Origin of the sequence: Aeromonas sp. R5-4 (assembly GCF_040908215.1) — a bacterium.
GTDB classification, from domain to species: Bacteria; Pseudomonadota; Gammaproteobacteria; order Enterobacterales; family Aeromonadaceae; genus Aeromonas; species Aeromonas veronii.
On sequence record NZ_JBFODG010000021.1, the window covers coordinates 122,104 to 140,131 of the forward strand.

Annotated in this window: 7 protein-coding genes and 1 tRNA gene; 2 read left to right on the forward strand and 6 right to left on the reverse strand. The window is 61.0% G+C overall.

What is annotated here, in order from left to right; genetic code table 11:
• The 3 genes from AB5Y83_RS10275 to AB5Y83_RS10285 form a co-directional block, all read right to left on the reverse strand.
• Nucleotides 1–3,063 (reverse strand): efflux RND transporter permease subunit, encoded by a 3,063-nt coding sequence (locus AB5Y83_RS10275; RefSeq protein WP_368175114.1) that lies wholly within the window; start codon nt 3,061–3,063, stop codon nt 1–3.
• Nucleotides 3,064–3,230: 167 nt separating this feature from the next.
• Entirely contained in the window at nt 3,231–5,570 is a 2,340-nt protein-coding gene (locus AB5Y83_RS10280) for an acyl-CoA dehydrogenase (RefSeq protein WP_368175115.1), read from the reverse strand.
• A gap of 48 nt (nt 5,571–5,618) precedes the next feature.
• Nucleotides 5,619–6,272: a TetR/AcrR family transcriptional regulator gene (locus AB5Y83_RS10285; protein WP_005334507.1), complete on the reverse strand. Its 654-nt coding sequence runs from the start codon at nt 6,270–6,272 to the stop codon at nt 5,619–5,621.
• Nucleotides 6,273–6,740: 468 nt separating this feature from the next.
• On the opposite strand from AB5Y83_RS10285, the gene AB5Y83_RS10290 reads away from it, so the two are divergent.
• Together AB5Y83_RS10290 and AB5Y83_RS10295 are read left to right on the forward strand one after the other, a co-directional pair.
• Nucleotides 6,741–7,481, forward strand: coding sequence for a phosphatase (locus AB5Y83_RS10290; RefSeq protein WP_069528321.1), 741 nt, complete (start codon nt 6,741–6,743; stop codon nt 7,479–7,481).
• An 89-nt stretch (nt 7,482–7,570) separates the two neighbouring features.
• Nucleotides 7,571–7,646, forward strand: a tRNA-Thr gene (locus tag AB5Y83_RS10295).
• A 179-nt stretch (nt 7,647–7,825) separates the two neighbouring features.
• Here AB5Y83_RS10295 and fdhF read toward each other — a convergent pair.
• The 3 genes from fdhF to AB5Y83_RS10310 all read right to left on the reverse strand — a co-directional run bounded on the left by fdhF (nt 7,826) and on the right by AB5Y83_RS10310 (nt 17,991).
• The gene (fdhF, locus tag AB5Y83_RS10300) at nt 7,826–12,016 is read right to left on the reverse strand and encodes a formate dehydrogenase subunit alpha (RefSeq protein WP_368175116.1); all 4,191 of its coding nucleotides are present in this window, start codon (nt 12,014–12,016) and stop codon (nt 7,826–7,828) included.
• A gap of 526 nt (nt 12,017–12,542) precedes the next feature.
• Complete coding sequence (locus AB5Y83_RS10305) at nt 12,543–13,754, reverse strand: EAL domain-containing protein (protein WP_005353540.1); 1,212 nt, start codon at nt 13,752–13,754, stop codon at nt 12,543–12,545.
• Nucleotides 13,747–17,991, reverse strand: a complete 4,245-nt coding sequence (locus tag AB5Y83_RS10310; RefSeq protein ID WP_368175117.1) for a transporter substrate-binding domain-containing protein — start codon at nt 17,989–17,991, stop codon at nt 13,747–13,749. The genes AB5Y83_RS10305 and AB5Y83_RS10310 overlap by 8 nt, the downstream gene beginning before the upstream one ends.
• Nucleotides 17,992–18,028: the final 37 nt, after the last annotated feature.

The following is an 18,028-nucleotide window of genomic DNA, read 5'->3' on the forward strand; positions in this document are numbered from 1 at the left end:
TCAGGCCCGCTGGCGCAGGGGTTGTGGGATCGCCACCTGCTCCCCGAGACGCAGGAAGGCAGGCAACAGGATCAGGGTAAACAGGGTGCTGCAGCTCATGCCGCCGACAATGACGGTGGCGAGCCCGCGGTAAATTTCGCTCCCCTCGCTCGGGCTCAGCATCAGCGGCAGCATGCCGAAGATGCTGGTGAGGCTGGTCATGGCGATGGGGCGCATCCGGCTTTGCAGGGCATCGGCCACCGCCAGCTGGCGGCTCATGCCATCCCGCTCGGCGGTGCGGGTCTGATGCACCAGCAGGATGGCGTTGTTGACCACCAGTCCCAGCAGGATGACAAAGCCGATGATGGTGAGCAGATCCATCGGCAGCGGCACCAGCAGCCCGCTCAGTTGCAGCGCCAGTACGCCGCCAACCGAGGCAAGGGGCAGGGTGAGCAACACCAGCAGGGCATCCTTGAGGGAGGCAAACACCCCCCACAGCAGCACCAGCAGGATCACCACGGCGAACAGGAAGATGGTCCCCAGATTGTCGAGCGCCTGTTGCAGGCTGTCGGCATTGCCGGCAATGCGCAGCTCGCCACCGGCGGGCAGCAGGGGGTGGATGGCGGCAAAACTGCGGTTTTTCAGGGTGTCGATCACCTGCTCCATGGTCATGCCCGCCGGAGGTACTATCTGCAGGCTGATGCTGCGCCGCCCATCGGCCCGGAAGATGCTGGCCGGACCCATGTCGTGCTCCACCCGCAACAGCTCGCCAAGGGGAACGATGCGCCCGGAGGGGGTGGCCAGCGGCACTGCCTTCAGTTCGTCCGGATTGGCGGAGCTCTGCCCCATCAGCATGATGTCGAGCCGATCCTCGCCATCGAAATACTCGCCAACCCGCAAGCCGTCGCCAAAGGTCTGGATGATGGCGGGCAGGGGCGTGCGATCCCAACCCACTTCGGCGAGACGTCGATCTTGCGGCACCAGTTTGAGCTCGGGGGCGGTGAAGTCGAGACTAGGTTCGGGCCGGATCTGTGCTCCCGGCAGGTCCTTGCTGAGGATCGCCATGCTGGCACGGGCCGCCTGATAGAGCTCGGGCAGGTTACCCCCCTGCAGCAGCAGGGAGACGCCGTTCTCGCTGTCAAAGCCGCCAAACAGCGACCCCTGACCGCCGAACACCCGGGTGTCGGGAATACCCACCAGCAGCTGCTTCATCAACAGGCTCTCCAGCTCCTTGATGCGGGTCTCGTCCTTGGGGCGCACGCCAATCTGGGCGCCCCCCGGGTAGCGCAAGATGTAGTAGTTCTTGAGGGCTGGCTCTTTCTCTCCCTTCATGTAGGGGGCGAGGCGGGCGATCAGGGTATCGATCACCTCTTCGCGCTGGGCCTTGAGGTTGACCCCAGGGGTGAAGTTCATCCAGACATCCACCGCGTCCCGTTTCACGTCCGGCAGATAGTCCATCTTGGGCAGCAGCGCCCAGGTGGCCAGTGCCGGTAGACTCATCATCAGGGTGATGACTGTCCAGCGCTGGCGTGAGGTCGAGGTCCAGCGGATCACGTGACGGGTAGTGCGCTGCCACAGCGACTCATAGGGGTCGGTCAGCGTTTCATGTCCCATCCAGCGCGCCGCCACCGCAGGCAGCACGATGACGGCGACCAGCATGGAGACCGTCACGGCGCAGGCGATGGTCAGAGCCAGATCGGCAAACAGCTGACCCTCCACATCGTTGAGCAGCAGCACCGGCAGGAAGATGGCAACCGTGGTGAGGGTGGAGGCGACCAGCGCCGTCCACACCTGACGGGTACCTTCGAGCGCCGCCTCCGCCTTGCTCAAATCCCCCCGCTCGTGGCGCCGGTAGATACTCTCCAGCACCACGATGGCGGCGTCGAGCACCATGCCGACGGCAAAGGCGATGCCCGCCAGCGAGATGATGTTGAGGGTGCGATCCATCACTTTGAGCAAGCAGAAGGTGAGCATGATGCTGATGGGGATGGCGAGGGCAATCATCAAGGTCGCCTTGAGCCGGCGCAGGAAGAGCCAGAGGATGGCGCAGGAGAGCAGCACCCCGAGCCCCAGGTTGGCAGTGACCATGCTGACGGCACGATTGATGTAGAGGGAGGCATCGAACGACTGCTCCATGTGCAGCCCGACCGGCTCCAGCACCTCGCGGTTGAGCTCGTTCACCCGGGCCTTGATCGCCTCAAGGGAGGCCAGGGCATTGGCACCGCTCTCCTTGAAGATCTGGGCGGCGATGGCGGTATTGCCGTTCTGGATCCGCAGCACCGGGTTCTCTTCCCTGGCCACCCTTACTTCCGCCACATCCCGCAGATAGATGGGCAGGCCATTGCGCCAGTCCACCACCTTGTCCCCCAGCGTCTCGACATCGTAACGACCGGCGAAGCGCAGCTTGTACTCCCAGCGACCGATGTCGAGGGTACCGGCTGATACGTCCCAGCCGGTGGTGGCCCGGCTGGCCAACACCGGGATCTCCACCCCCAGCTCGGCGGCGCGATAGGGGTCGAAGCGGATCTGGATCTGGCGCTCGTTGATCCCCTCGACTGCGACCGTCGAGACCCCTTCGATGCGTTCCAGCTCGGGTTTGACCCGCGCCTCGATCAACGCCTGATGATCATCGATCACCCCTTTGGCGCCGGGCAGCTGCTGGATGAAGAAGAAGGTGAGGGTATCGTTGCTGCTGTAGTTGTTGACGTAGGGGCCGCCGATCTTGTCCGGCAATCCCGAGACCCGGTTCAGCCGCGAAATCACATCGAGCTGGGCCCGCTGCATGTCGGTGCCGAGGGCAAACTCCATGTCGATTTCGGTAAAGCCGGGATAGCTGTTGCTGACAAGGCTCTTGAGCCCCTGCACCCCCTGCATCTCCTGCTCGATGGGGTCGGTGATCTCCGACTCCATCTCCTGGGGAGAGGCGGAACGCCAGCTCACCGAGATGTTGAGGTGTGGACGGTCGATGTCGGGGAACAGCTGGATCGGCAGTCCCCGGATGCTGAGCAGGCCCAGCAGGAAAATCAGCACGATCGAGACCGCCACCCAGATGGGGCGTTCGATCGCCGTTTTGGCGAGGTTCATTCACTCTTCCTGAGTTGTTGTTATCGGCCATTCCGCTGGCCTTGCTTCCAAAGTCCCTGCAACAGGGACTCAAGCATTTAACTGGAATTCTCCCGGCTTGTAAATGCATGGTTAACAAACAAAAAAACCGGCCACGAGGGCCGGTTTGGTACAGGGTTGCCAGGGGATCAGGCGGCGTGTTCGACCTTGTTTGGCTGCTTGTTTGCTTGCGGTGAGAAGCCTTCCAGCTCGCCCGGGGCGAAGTTATCTACCTGAATCGCTTCGTAGCGCAGGGCATCGGCGGCCAGCAGCTTGTCCGCTTCGTCCTTGCTCAGGATGGAACCAGCCAGCGCGGCGGCAACCAGCTCCGGCAGCGCCAGTTTGCGGGGCAGTTTGCCCTCTTTCTGGGCCTGAACCAGCTTCTTCTCGTAGGGCTGCACGGCGACCATTGCCTGGAAGGCGCGCTCCATCAGGCCGACCGGATCTGCCTCGTCTTTGCCGACATAGCAGAGAGCGGTCAGACGGTCGCGGAACTCGCCCGGCTTCATCATGGCCAGACAGATGGCGTGGCAGCGATCGTCGGCCGGCATCTTGTAACCGACGCCGAACGGGAATACCACCCGCTTGAGTACGGCACCCACCACCTTGTTCGGGAAGTTCTGGAAGAAGCCCTCGAACGCTTTGCCAATCAGATAGAGGTTGCGCTCTACCGCGTACTGCACGAATGGCAGATCGGAGACCATGCGGCCCTGATCCTCGTAGTGTTTGAGGGTGGCGGAGGCCAGGTAGAGGTGGCTCAGCACGTCACCCAGACGGGCGGAGATCATCTCCTTGCGCTTGAGATCGCCACCCAGCATCAGCATGGAGACGTCGGCGCACAGGGCCAGCCCTTTACTCATACGGGACAGCTGTTTGTAGTAGCGGGCGGTTTCGCCAGCTACCGGCGCGCTGTTGAACTGACCCAGAGTCAGCCCCTGGAACAGGGAGCCGAAGAAGTTGCCGGCGCCGAAGGCGATGTGCTTCATCAGCAGGGCGTCAAACTTCTCGAGACCGCGTTCCACGTCGGTATCGGCCGCCGCTTCCAGCTCGGCAAAGACGTATGGGTGGCAGCGGGTAGCCCCTTGCCCGAAGATCATCAGGTTGCGGGTCAGGATGTTGGCCCCTTCCACCGTGATGGCCACCGGAATCCCCATGTAGGCGTAGCCGGTGTAGTTTTTCGGGCCCAGCTGGATGGCGCGACCGGCATGGATGTCCATGGAGTCATCCATGATCTGGCGCGCCATTTCGGTCATGTGGTACTTGGAGATGGCGGTGACGATGGCCGGTGCCTGACCCAAGTCCAGCGAACCGGCGGTCATGCGACGGGCCCCTTCCAGCTGATAGGTGAGGCCGCCGATGCGGGCCAGCGCTTCCTGCACACCTTCAAATTTGCCGATGGACATGCCGAACTGCTTGCGTACGTAGGAGTAGGCGCCCACGGTGCGGCTCGCCATGTGACCACAGGCGGTACCCAGAGCAGGCAGCGAGATGCCGCGACCGGCGGAGAGGCACTCCACCAGCATGCGCCAGCCGCGACCGGCGTAATCCGGGCCACCGATGATCCAGTCGAGCGGGATGAACACATCTTTGCCGAAGGTCGGGCCGTTCAGGAACGCCAGACCCATGGGGTAGTGGCGATCGCCAACGCGCACGCCGGGGTGGCTGGTGGGGATAAGCGCGCAGGTGATGCCGAGCTCTTCCTTGTCACCCAGCAGTTTTTCCGGGTCATAGAGTTTGAACGCCAGTCCCAGCACAGTGGCGCGCGGCGCCAGGGTGATGTAGCGCTTGTTCCAGTTGAGGCGAATACCCAGCACCTCTTCCCCCTTGTGCATCCCCTTGCAGACGATCCCCTTGTCAGGAATGGCGCCGGCATCGGAGCCCGCTTCCGGCCCAGTCAGGGCGAAGCAGGGCACCTCTTTGCCATTGGCCAGCCCCGGCAACCAGAAATCTTTCTGGGCCTGGGTGCCGTAGTGCATCAGCAGCTCGCCCGGGCCAAGGGAGTTCGGCACCATGACGGTGACTGCCACGCTCAGGCTCTTGGTGGCAATGCGGGTAACGATGGTGGAGTTGGCAATCGCCGAGAATTCGCGGCCGCCGTAGGATTTCGGGATGATCAGGGAGAAGAAGCCTTCCTTCTTCAGATAGTCCCACACCGGTTCCGGCAGGTCTTTGGTTTCGTTGACGATCTTGAAGTCATCGACCATGGCGAGCAGGGTTTCGACCTGATTGTCGATAAAGGCCTGCTCCTCTGCGGTCAGCTCGGCCTTGCCGTAGCCGTGCAGTTTTTTCCAGTCGGGGTTGCCGCGAAACAACTCGCCATCCCACCAGACGGAGCCGGCTTCCATGGCCTCCCGCTCGGTAGCTGACAAGGGCGGCAGTATCTTTTTGAAGATGCCGAACACCGGACGGGTTACCACCTTTTTACGGATGGAGGGTACGCCGAGCACAACGGCTATCGCCAGCACCAGCAGGACAAGCAATGTGATCATACCGAAGTTCCTTCTATTTCACTGTTTCCGTTGATTTATTGTTGGTTGTTACACGGCCAGGGAGAGCCTGGTCGATTCCACTGGTGCCCCGACTCCGGACGCCAGATAAGGAATGACGTTGCGAACCAGCCCCTCGACATCGAGCTGCTGGCCAAAGTCGGCCAGGGCGATGTCGCGCAGCGCATCGGCAGAGGCCATGGTGAAGACGACGGTGCCCAGGGTGAAGTGCAGGCGCCAGAAGAGATCCGCTGGCGAGAGGGCAGGGTTGGCCTTGGAGATAGCCTGGGTGATCCGCTGCAAAATGGGGCCATAGTGGGCGGTGATAAAGCGGCGCAGGTGACCCTGGCTGTCAATATAGCCGCGTCCCAGCAGCTGCATGAAGATGGCCGGGCCGTTGGCCCGTACCGCCGATAGCTTCATCAGCGGCTCGACAAAGCTTTCAAACAGTTGCAGCAGGGTCAGCTGCTCCTGCTCCATCAGTACCCGCAGGCGGGCATCGAGATCCGGCATAAACAGGCTAAGATAGCGGTCCAGCACCGCCTGGATCAGCTCCTTCTTGGAGCCGAAGTGATAGTTCACGGAAGCCAGATTGACGTCGGCCTCGCTGGTGATCAGACGCAAAGAGGTATCGGCGAATCCCCGCTCGGCAAACAGCACTTCAGCGGCGTCGAGAATACGGTTTTTGGTATCGATTTTACTCACTGGACACCTCACTTAAACGAATGTTTAAAAAGTACGTTTCATAACGTGAAGTGTCAAGAGAATGTGAATGAGTGTTAGCGGAATGTTTTTCGATGAAAAAAGCAAAGTGGGCGGAACTTAGTCAAAAAGCAGGACTCTATATCTATGCCACTGCAATTAAACATTAAGTCTCGCCCAACCTGCACCATGCTAGTTGGGCCTTTTTTTGCGCGTCTGTTACCGGTTTGCGGTTTGCAGGCAAAAAAAACCGCCGCAGGGCGCGACGGTGGGGAAAGTGAGTTCGCGTCATCCTGACAGCAAACTGTCGATGCGAGTTCAGGCATGTATCGACGGGGGCAGTATGCCAGCCAGAGCCCCTCAGACTATGTCAGCTTCGCGGTATTTTGTGACAAAGTGTGGCAAGCACTGGCGTGGCCCAAGCTGCCGCTCTTTGCTATGCTGCCCTTTCAAAATATGAGGGGAGAGAAGATGAAGTACCCGGTCGATACCCACACTCACACCATTGCCAGCACCCACGCCTACAGCACCATCCACGACTATCTGCCGATAGCCAGGGCCAAGGGGATCAAGCTGTTCGCCACCACGGATCATGGCCCCGAGATGGCCGATGCCCCTCATGTCTGGCATTTCGCCAACTTGCCGATATTGCCAAGAGTGGTGGATGGGGTAGGGATCCTGCGGGGTATCGAGGCCAACATCAAAAACCTGGAGGGGGAGATCGATTTTCCCGAGCGTTACGAGTCGCGCCTCGACATGATCATGGCGGGTTTTCATGAGCAGGTATTCCCTCCCTGCGATCAGGCTACCCACACCCAGGCGATGATCAACGCCATCAAGAGCGGTCGGGTCGACATGATCAGCCACCCGGGTAACCCCGCATTTCCCATCGACATTCAGGCGGTGGTCAAGGCGGCGGCCGACTATCGGGTGGCGCTGGAGATCAACAACTCCTCCTTCATTCATTCCCGCCCGGGGAGCGAAGGCAACTGCCGTGCCATAGTCGAAGCCGCGCGAGATCTGGGGGCCTATCTCACCTTCGGCTCCGATTCCCACGTGGCATTTACTCTTGGCGATTTTGACCACTGCCATCGTCTGGTGACCGAAGCGGGCTTCCCGCAAGAGAGGATCCTGGTGCGCTCCCCCCGGGCCCTGCTCGAATTTCTCGAAAGCCGCGGCCGGGCCCATATCCCCGAGTTTGCCGATCTGTAAATCGGGCTCTAACACCATGAGCCAACTCATAAAATCGAGCTGGCTCAATTGACTTGCCAGTCATTTTTTATGAATGTGGAGAGCAACAAGCCGGTATAGCTCAGTTGGTAGAGCAGCGCATTCGTAATGCGAAGGTCAGGAGTTCGATTCCCCTTATCGGCACCATATAAAACAAAGAGTTAGCTTCACGGTGAAGCTAACTCTTTGGGCTTTTGGGCTGGTGGCCCCTTCTCATACCCCTCTTTATTTTATGCGCTCGCAAAGCCAAGGGGGGAAGGGTTGGCAGGCCAGACACTCGGTAGGTGGCCACTCAGGTGGTAACCAAGCGGCGCTCGCTCTTCCCCTCAGGCAACCTCGATGTCTGGTTTGGCTGGCTCCTTCTGCATGGAGAGCTCTCCAGCTTGTGACTGGGATTCCAGCTTGTCGATGCGCACCGCCGCCACCTTGAACTCGGGGATTTTGGCGTGAGGATCGGTGGCATTGATGGTGAGCCGGTTGGCCGGTGCTTCGGCAAAGTGGAACGGGATGAACACTACGCCCGGTTGCATCCGCTTGGTGACGAAGGCGGGCAGTTCGATATGGCCGCGGCGGCTGGTGACCTTCACCCGCTCACTGTTGCTGATCCCCAACCGCTGCGCATCCACCACGCTCATCATCACCCGTGGGCCAGCCAGCTTGTCGAGCCCCTTGGTCTTGCGGGTCATGGTGCCGGTGTGGAACTGCTCCAGCAGGCGACCGGTGGTGAGCACGATGGGATAGGTCTCGTCGGGCAGCTCGGCGGCATAGCGGAACGGGGTGGCGACCATCTCCCCCTTGCCACGGGTGAACTGCTTGCCGTGGAGCAGGCGAGTGCCTTCGGGCGCCGCATCGTTGCAAGGCCACTGTAGCCCTTGCGCTCCCACCTTGTCCCACTGGATGCCGGCGTATTGCGGGGTGACCCGGCAGATCTCTGCGGTGATCTCCTGCGGGTGTTGATAGCGCCAGTCGCCACCCATGGCGTTGGCGATCTGCTGGATGATCCACCAATCCTCCCGTGCGTCACCCGGCGCCTTGAGGGCGGGGGAGATGCGCTGCACCCGCCGCTCGGTGTTGGTGAAGTGGCCGCTCTTCTCGGCAAAGGAGCAGGAGGGGAGCACCACATCGGCCAGCTGGGCGGTTTCCGAGAGGAAGATATCCTGCACCACCAGAAACTCCAGCTGCTTGAGCCCCTCGATGACGTGATGCTGATCCGGATCGCTCAGCACCGGGTTTTCCCCCATCACATAGAGCCCCTTGATGCTACCCGCGCAGGCGGCATCGATGGTCTCGGTGAGGGTAAGGCCGGGCGTGCGCGGCAAGTCTGGCTGCTGCCAGGCTGCCACGAAGCGGGCATGCACCTCGGGGTTGGCCACCTTCTGATAGCCGGGCAGGCAGTTGGGCAGCGCCCCCATGTCACAGGCGCCCTGCACGTTGGATTGGCCCCGCAGCGGGTTGATGCCACCCCCTTCAATGCCGATGTTGCCGCACAGCAGTTGCAGGTTGGCGATGGCGCGCACGTTGTCGTGGCCGGTGGTGTGCTGGGTGATCCCCATCGAGTAGTAGACGGCGGTGCGCTCGGCGGTGCCGATAAGGCGGGCGAGCTCGATCACCTGCTCGGCCGGTACGCCGGTGACGAGGGCGACCTTGTCTGGCGCATAGGCCGGGGAGAGCACCTCCGCTTGCAATGCCTCGAACCCTTCTACTCGTGCGGCGATATAGGCCTTGTCGTGCCACTCGTTCTTTATGATCTGCTGCATAAGGCCGTTGAGCAGCATCACGTCGGTGCCGGGGCGGTGGGCCAGATAGAGGCTGGCGTGGTCCGCCATCTCGATCCGCTTGGGATCGGCCACCACCAGCCGTGCCTTGCCCGTGATGACGGCCCGCTTGATATGGGCGCCGATGATGGGGTGGGCTGCCGAGGTGTCGGAGCCGATGATGAAGATGAGATCCGAGTGGTCGATGCTCGGGATGTCGTTGGTCATGGCGCCGCTGCCGAGTGACGCCTCCAGCCCGGTGACGGTGGAGGCGTGGCAGAGCCGCGCGCAGTGATCCACGTTGTTGGTGCCAAGCTCCCGGCGCATGAACTTCTGGAACAGGTAGTTCTCTTCGTTGGTGGTTTTAGCCGACGAGAAACCCGCCAGTGTATCGTTGCCATAGCGCTGGCGCAGGGCGGTGAAGCGCTTGGCAACCAGCTCAATGGCCTCTTGCCAGCTGGCGGGCACCAGCTCGCCATCCTTGCGGATAAGCGGGGTGGTGAGGCGCTCCTCGCTTTGGATAAAGTCAAAGCCAAAGCGCCCCTTGACGCAGAGCAGCCCCTGATTGACCGGCGAGTTGCGGTTCCCCTCCACATAGCGGATGCGGTTGCGCGCCTCATCGACATAGAGGGTTACACCGCAGCCGACCCCGCAGTAGGTACAGATGGTATTGACCGGCGTGAGCAGCTCGGTGCGCCCCTGCGACTTGTCGCGGGCATCCACCAGAGCCCCGGTGGGGCAGACCTGTACACAGGCGCCGCACTGCACGCAGTGGGAGTCGCCCATCGAGAGTCCCGTGTCGAACTGCGGGCGGTTCGAGAGGGTGCCATCGCTGTGCTTGGCAAAGCGCAGCACCCCTTGTACCGCCTGTTCGCCACAGGTCTGCACGCACTGGCCGCAGCCGATGCAGCGGTTGGCATCGAACACGATAAATTCGCTGCTGTTATCCACTGCAAACTTCTGGCACTGGCTGGTATCGAGGGCGCGCTGGTCGACCTTGTATTCGGTGGCGTAGTCGCGCAGTGCGCAATCGGTGTTGGCCTGACAGCCGCACTCGAGGCAGCGGCTGGCTTCGCTGCGGGCATCGGCATCACTCAAACCACGCTCCACCTCGGCAAAGCTGCCCTCGCGATCCTGCTCTGGCAGATGGGGCATGATGGTGCGGGCGACTTTTTTCAGGTGAGCAAACTGGGCGGGATCGACATGCTTGAGTTTGGGGGCCTTGCAGGCGTTGAAAGGACGAACCGGGTCGATCATGTCACCGTGGAGGAACTGATCGATGGCCAGCGCCGCCTTGCGGCCATCGGCAACCGCCTCGATGGCGGTGGCGGGCCCGCGGCGCAGATCGCCGATGGCGAACAGGTTGCCGTGGCCGCTGTGCATGGTGTCGGGGTGGGACTCCAGCGTTTGCCAGCGGGTGAAGGGGAGGGTGAGGGGCTCCCCTTCCATAAAGCTGAGATCCGGCTGCTGCGACACAGCCGCAATCACGGTATCGAACTCTTCAATGAGGTACTCGCCAGTGGGCTCCGGGCGGCGGCGACCGGAGGCGTCCGGCTCGCCGAGGGCCATCTTCTCGAGGCGCACCTGACAGACCCGGCCACGGCTATCCGGCAGATTCTCTACCGGATTGGTCAGCATCATGAAGCGCACCCCTTCATGCTCCGCCTCGTCGATTTCGTAGGCTTCGGCGGGCATCTCGGCGCGGGTGCGGCGGTAGATAAGGGTGGTGTCAGCCCCCAGCCTGACCGCTGTGCGGGCGCAGTCGATAGCGGTATTGCCGCCGCCGATCACCGCAACTTTCTTGCCGGTGGTGAGCCGCTTGGTCAGCATCCGATCCTTGAGGTAATCGACCCCGAGATAACAACCTGCCTGGGTGCTGCCCGGGTAATCCATCGGCACCGCCTTGGAAGCGCCAACCGCCAGACAGACCGCATCATAGTCTTGGCACAGCGCCGAGAGGGTGATCTGGTGGCCCAGTCGCTGTTTGGTGTGGATCCGCATGCCGCTTTGGCACATCAGGTCGATCTCCTGATCGAGGATCGCCTTGGGCAGCCGGTATTCGGGGATGCCGTAGCGCAGCCAGCCACCCGCTTCGGGCATCGCCTCGAACAGAGCGACCTCGAACCCCTCATAACCCAGATAGTAACCGCAGGTGAGGCCGCCCGGGCCGCTGCCGATAATGGCAACCCGCTTGCCCTTGGCGGGCTTCTTTGCCGGTTGATAGGGGGCAACCTCGGCCAGATCGAGATCGGCGGCATGGCGCTTGAGCTGACGAATGGCTAGCGGCTCATCCACCAGCGCGCGGCGGCACTCGGCCTCGCAGAATGCGGGGCAGACCCGGCCAATGGAGAGGGGCATCGGCAGGGTCTGTTTGATGACGGCCATCGCCGCCTCGTGCTCCCCCATGGCGATGTGATGCAGATAGGATTGAATGTCCACTCCGGCCGGACAGGCGCGCTGGCAGGGGGCTTCGCAATCGGCGTAGTGATCTGCGAGGATGCGGCCGAGCGCCTGCTGGCGGTGCTCGCGCAGGACATCGCTTTGGGTCGTGATCACCATCCCTGCCTCGGGGCGCGTCTCGCAGGCGCGCCGGATGCCGAGACCGGCAATCTCGACCACGCAGAGATCGCACGGCGTTTTGGGAGCGCTGGTGTTGTCACTGCACAGGGAAGGGATATCGATCTGGTGCTGTTTTGCTATCTGGAGCAGGGTTCTGGTCGGGTCAACCGTCAACTGAGCCCCATCGAGGGTGATGGTGATCATGGCGTCATAAACTCGCTTTCAAGGCGCAGAAAATGCTGCATCTGGCGGAGCCAGCAGGGGAAGCGACAGGGAGGCCGCTTGCTATACGCTCACCATAACAAAGATTATTTACAACTTTATTTGATTTTAGACAGCTTATTGTTCAAAAGAGAAAACGATTTCAGATTGTCTTGTCTACCTCATCTGCTCGGCGCATCGTTGAGAACCATTCCTGTTACAGCAGGAAATTCATTGTCTTATTGTCAGTTTATGCGTCTGGTAGAAGAGAGGCTGCTCTCGCTCGCGATAGGTGTTATCCGTCAGTAGCACCATTTGTGATGCAACTTATTTTGCATAAATGGTGACGCAAGGCATGCGGTGCATGCAGAGCAAAGGGGGGGCACTCGGCTGGATAGACGGTTGCTGGAGAGGGGGCGGGCATGCGTGAGTGGCGAGTCCTAGATAAAGAAAATGGCCACCTTTTCCAAGGTGGCCATTCACGTTGCCGATCGGCGCGCTGTTGGCCCAAAGGGTTGGTTGCGGAAGATCAGCCGGATATCAGGGTGGGCAGCCGGGCTTGCCAGATCTGGTGCCAGTGCTGCAGTTCGCTGCGTGGCATCGGGCGGGCGGTGAAGAAGCCCTGACAGATATCGCACCCCAGCTTGGCCAGCAGTTGCCAGGTCTGCACATCTTCCACCCCTTCGGCGACTGATTTCAGCCCCAGCTTGCGGGCCAGCTCGATGCTCGATTCGATGATGGCCAGACGGGAGGGGTCGGCATAGCAGCGATCGACAAAAGATCGATCAAGTTTGAGCTCGGTAAACGGCAGCAGCGCCAGCTGCTGCATCGAGGAGTAGCCGGTACCGAAGTCATCGATGGAGAGGCCAAAGCCGTGCATCCGCAGCCGGGTCAGCACCTCCAGCGCCTTGCCGATATCCTCGACAAACGAGCTTTCGGTCACCTCCAGGGTGATCAGCTCGGGATTGACGCCCCAGCGCTGGCACTGGTTGATCAGGAAGTGGCAGAGATCTCCCTCGATCAGCGAGGTGGTGGAGAGGTTCATCGACAGATTGAGGGAGAGGCCGGTCTGGCCCCACAGATGGCAATCCTGCAGCGACTTGTTGATGATGACATCGGTCAGCTGGTCGATAAGGCCGTTGTTTTCCGCCAGCGGGATAAACATGCCGGGGGAGATCAGCCCGTATTCCGGATGCTGCCAGCGGGCCAGCGCCTCCATCCCCACCCACTGGCCGGACGCAAAGCCGACCTTGGGTTGATACCAGGGCAGCAACTGGTCGTTGTCGAGGGCGCGTTTGAGCTCGTCCACCGACAGGACGAGGCCATCGTCCTTGCCCGAGGGGGCCGACTTGGGGGCCCAGGAGTCGATCAGCTGGCGCAGTCGCTGCGGGCTGGAGGGTTTCTCGATGCGACCCAGCACATGGAGACCATAGGCCGCGCTCATCCGCAGCACGGCCTCCACCACGTCATCTTCCAGCGCGCTGGAGAGGATGATGCCGCCCCGAAAGCCACCCAGCGAGAGGCGGCGCAGCAGCGCCATGCCATCCATGCCGGGCATTCGCAGATCGCAGAACAGGATGTCGACAGTGTGGCTCTGGCACAGCGCCAGGGCTTCGATGCCGTCTGCGGCCTCCAGCAGTTGCTGATAACCGAGCGCCCGGATCTGGTGCATCAGGGTCTTGCGTTGAAACCCGTGATCCTCGACCACCATGATGACCAACTCGTCTGCCGTTCTACTCATCGAGCCACAATCCCATTTCACGTTCAATATTGTTCATCTGTTCTTCCACTCTCTGTGTCAGCAGCGCGAGCTCGCTCAACTGTTTGAGGCGGGCCGCCGATTCCAGTTGCGCCGCCTGCTCGGCCAGGGAGAGCTCCCCGACCATTCTGGCTGCCCCTTTGATGCGGTGGGCGATCTCCACCAGCTCCTGGCTATCATCGGAGGAGAGCGCGCTCATCATAGCGTGGCAATCTTTCCGGTTGGAGGCCAGATACTCCCTTGCCATGCTTTTGGCAATCCCTTCATCGCCAAACAGATCTTGCCAGCGACCGATCATGTCGAGATTGATGGCCTGTCGTGCGGGCACTCTCTCTGTGATCGTAGTCGCGGGCAACCACCGCAGCAGCATCTGGCGCAGTGACTCCAGCGAATAGGGTTTGCACAGCATGCCGTTCATGCCGGCTGCCGTCATATTGGCTGCCGCCTCCTCCGAGGTATCGGCGGTGACGCCGATGATGGGGGCCTGCTCCCCTTGTTCCCTCAGGCGGCGGGTCAGGGTGTAGCCATCCATGTGCGGCATGTGGCAGTCGGTGATCAGCAAGGCGAAATTCCGGGTTTGCCAGGCGCGCAACGCCTTCTCGCCATCTTCCACTACCTCGCACTCCACTCCCAGAATCGCCAGTTGACGGGTCAGCAGGGCGCGATTAACCAGATGATCATCGGCGACCAGCACCCGCCCGCCCAGTTTTTCGATGCTGGCGGCATGGGTGGTCACGGCTCGCCCGGTGATCAGCTCGCGGCAGCTTTCGAGCAACAGATCCGGATAGAGGGGGGATTGGCCGAGGCGCCACCAGTTCTCCGAGCCCATGCGTCCCCGCAACGCTTCGCGGGGGGAGAGGATGACCCCCTTGAGAGTGCCGGACTGTAGCAAGGTGTGCCAATCGCTCCCCATGCTGGACTCCAGCGCGGCCTCTTCCGCCAACAGCAGGCCGTCGAGATCGGCGGTGAGCTGATGGATATCGAGGGGAGTTAACCGGGCGCCGAGCCGTGCCATGGTGGCCTGCAAGGCGGCATCGCTACCCAGCCACCACCATTCGCTGCCCGCCAGTGCGGGTGGTTCCCACAGGACATTGAGCAGCGGGATGCTGAAGCGGAAACAGGCCCCTGCACCGAGCTGGCTCTTGACCGTCAGGGTGCCGCCCATCTTCTTCACCAGCTGATCACAGATGGCCAGGCCCAGACCGGTACCACCAAAGCGGCGATTGATATCGGATTCCACCTGCTCGAACGGGGTAAAGAGCTGCGCTTGCTTCTCTTCGGCGATGCCGATGCCGGTATCCGTCACCGCGATAACCAGCTGCTGGTCGTGATAGCTGGCCTGGATCGAAATGGCGCCCTGCTCGGTGAACTTCACCGCGTTGTTGAGCAGATTGGAAATCACCTGGCCCACTCTGACCGGATCGATATCGGCCAGGTCGGGGAGTTGATCCTCCCACTGGAGCGTGACCTTCAGCCCCTTGCTGTAGGCCAGCGCGGCATGGCCGCGGATCACATCGCACACCACAGGTTGCAGACGGCAGGATTGGCGATTGAGGTGCAGCTGACCCGCCTCGATTTTGGAAAAGTCGAGGATATCGTTGACCAGATAGAGCAGGTGGTTGGCCGAGCTCTCCACATTGCGCAGCAGATAGCGCTGGTCATCATTGAGCTCGCTCATGCGCAGCAGCTCCAGCATGCCGTGCATGCCCGAGATGGGGGTTCTCAGCTCATGGCTCATGGTGGCCAGGAAACGGCTGCGAGCCTGCATCGCCTGCTCGGCCGCGGCGCGCGCCTCACGCAGCTCATGCTCCTGTTGCTTGATGGCGGTGATGTCCTGCACCACGCCGTTGAGCAGGCGATCATGGCCCTGTTGCGCCACAAAGTTGCCGCGGATCTGGATATAGCGCTCCCCCTGAACAGAGGGCACCAGCACCTCCATATCGAGCGGCTCAAGGGTTTGCGCATGTTTGGCCACCTTATCGATAAAGGTTGCCAACGCCTCATCGTTCAAGCCGAGGATCACGCCGCCAGACTCGGCTGCCATCAACTCTTGGTGGGTCATCCCGAGAATGTCGCTGGCCCCTTGGGACAGATAGAGGAATTTCCCCTTGCCGGCCCCTTGCCAGAGATATTGATAAACCAGACCCGGCATGCTGTCGGTGATATCCCGCAGTCTGCCCTCCACTTCCCGCACCTTGTTTTCGGCGGCCTTGAGGGCACTGACATCGGTCAATACCGTCAGCACCCCCTGAATCGCGCCGTCTGCTGCGCGATAGGGCAACTTGACGTAGACCACGTGAAGGGGAACATCCCCCTCGCGCTGGGTATAACCCGATCCTTCGAAGATATCGCCGATTTCCCAGACCGCACGCTCCTCGCGCAACATCTGTTGCCGCTCGTCCTCGGTCATATAGCCCCAGCGATCACCTTCTTCCCCATCACCGACAAACAGCTCGCGGTATGCCCGGTTGCTGAGGGTCAGGCGATGATCGCGATCCCGCAGCGCCACCATATTGGGCAGGGAGTCGAGCAGGGTCTGGATAAACACCAACTGCTCATTGAGCGTCTTCTCGGCCCGTTGTCGCTGCACGATCTCCCGTTTCAGGGTACGGTTCCAGGCCCAGAACAGGGTAAACAGCAGGGTGGCAGCTGCGCTGCCCATTGCGAACCAGAACAGCACTGTTTCGCTATTGATGCCGGTCTGCACGCTCATGGAGAGCCAGCGTCTCTCCACTTTATTGAGCTCCTCCGGCGGTATCGAATAGAGCACCTTGGTAAGGACCCGCTGCAGCATGGGATCTTTGCGCGTGGCCATGGCGACCGGCAGGCGCAAGTCTTTGCCGGCATAGACCACCTGATAGCGTTCGCTCACCCGCTTGTTGATGGATGGCAGGGTGACCATCACGTAGTCGGCATCGCCCGTGTCCAGCAGTTCCAGCAAGCGGTTGTCATTGTTGACCTCTACCGGATGGGCGCCGATGTGGGTCAGTAGATCTTTATCAAGCGAGCCATGCACCATGCCGACCCGTTTCCCTCGCAGCAGTGAGAGATCGGTGATATCGGCACTGCGTTTGGGGGCAATGACTACCCGATCGACAAACAGATAGCCGGGGGTGAACAGCGCAAACTGGCCGCGGTCGTGGTTGGGGGAGATGGCCGGAATAAAATCGATCTGCCGCAGCTTCAGCATATTCTGGGTTTCACCCCAGCTATTGGTGCGAACCAGAGAGAACTTCAGCCCGGAGACTTGCTGCATCAGCGCCATCAGGTCTGCCACATAACCGACCAGCCTGCCCCGGTAATTGAATTCGCTCATGGAGGTCCAGTCCGGGGAGACGCCGTAAGTGAGCTCAGGATGCTGGTTGAGCCACTCCTGCTCCTCAGGGGTAAACGGGACAGACTTAACCGCTCCTGAGTCCGCATGTTGGCTAGTCGTGGTGGCAGCCAGCATATGACGACGATCTTCAACCGGTATCTCGTTGAATGCCTTGCTCACCAGACTGACCAGCGCCGGGTCGCTCTGGTTCATATTGATGGAGAGAGACGTGCCGCTTACCCATTCCGGAGTGGCAATAGTGAAGCCAGCCTTGGGGTGCTGCTCTTTCACCATCACCAGTGACGGCATGTCGGCAAGATAGGCGTCAGCCATGCGCTTTTTGAGCATAAAGGCTGCTTCGCTGCGACTCTCGGCCTCGGTCACACGGAGAAATCCCAGTTTTTTCAATTCACTGCAAGCATTGACTCCTGTGACACAGACCCAGTGCAAACCATGGGCATCCTGTCGTGACAACTTCGTTTTGCCATTGTTGAGCAGCACGCCGCGCGGCATGGAGAGCAAAAACGGGAGGGAGACAATATTGGATCGCCATTGTTCGCTTGGCTGGTCGTTCACCAGTATGTCGATTGCGCCGTGGTCAAGCCCGGTCAGCGCATCCACGTAGGATGGGTAAACCTTGAAGCGCAGGGTCAACCCGAGCGTTCTGGCAATCTGTTGCGCAATGTCGGGGACTGGGCCGGTAAAGCGTTGATCTGCATCCTTATAGCTGTATGGAGGGTCACCCATCATCGGCATGCCGATGACCAGCTCCTGGTGTGATGACAGCCAGGTGCGCTCAGACAGATCAAATTCGTCTTCATTCAGACTGGTAATGGCGTGCGCCGCCACGCCCCAGAGCAGTAGCAGGAGAAACAGGAATAGACGATCACATTGGCGGAGCATCAGAACGAATCCAACAGAATTGGGCGCATATTGTAAG

Coding starts and splice junctions, on each gene's coding strand:
- AB5Y83_RS10290 (WP_069528321.1), top strand. CDS start 6,741: ATGAAGTACCCGGTCGATACCCACACTCACACCATTGCCAGCACCCAC.
- AB5Y83_RS10280 (WP_368175115.1), bottom strand. CDS start 5,570: ATGATCACATTGCTTGTCCTGCTGGTGCTGGCGATAGCCGTTGTGCTC.
- AB5Y83_RS10310 (WP_368175117.1), bottom strand. CDS start 17,991: ATGCTCCGCCAATGTGATCGTCTATTCCTGTTTCTCCTGCTACTGCTC.
- AB5Y83_RS10275 (WP_368175114.1), bottom strand. CDS start 3,063: ATGAACCTCGCCAAAACGGCGATCGAACGCCCCATCTGGGTGGCGGTC.
- AB5Y83_RS10305 (WP_005353540.1), bottom strand. CDS start 13,754: ATGAGTAGAACGGCAGACGAGTTGGTCATCATGGTGGTCGAGGATCAC.
- fdhF (WP_368175116.1), bottom strand. CDS start 12,016: ATGATCACCATCACCCTCGATGGGGCTCAGTTGACGGTTGACCCGACC.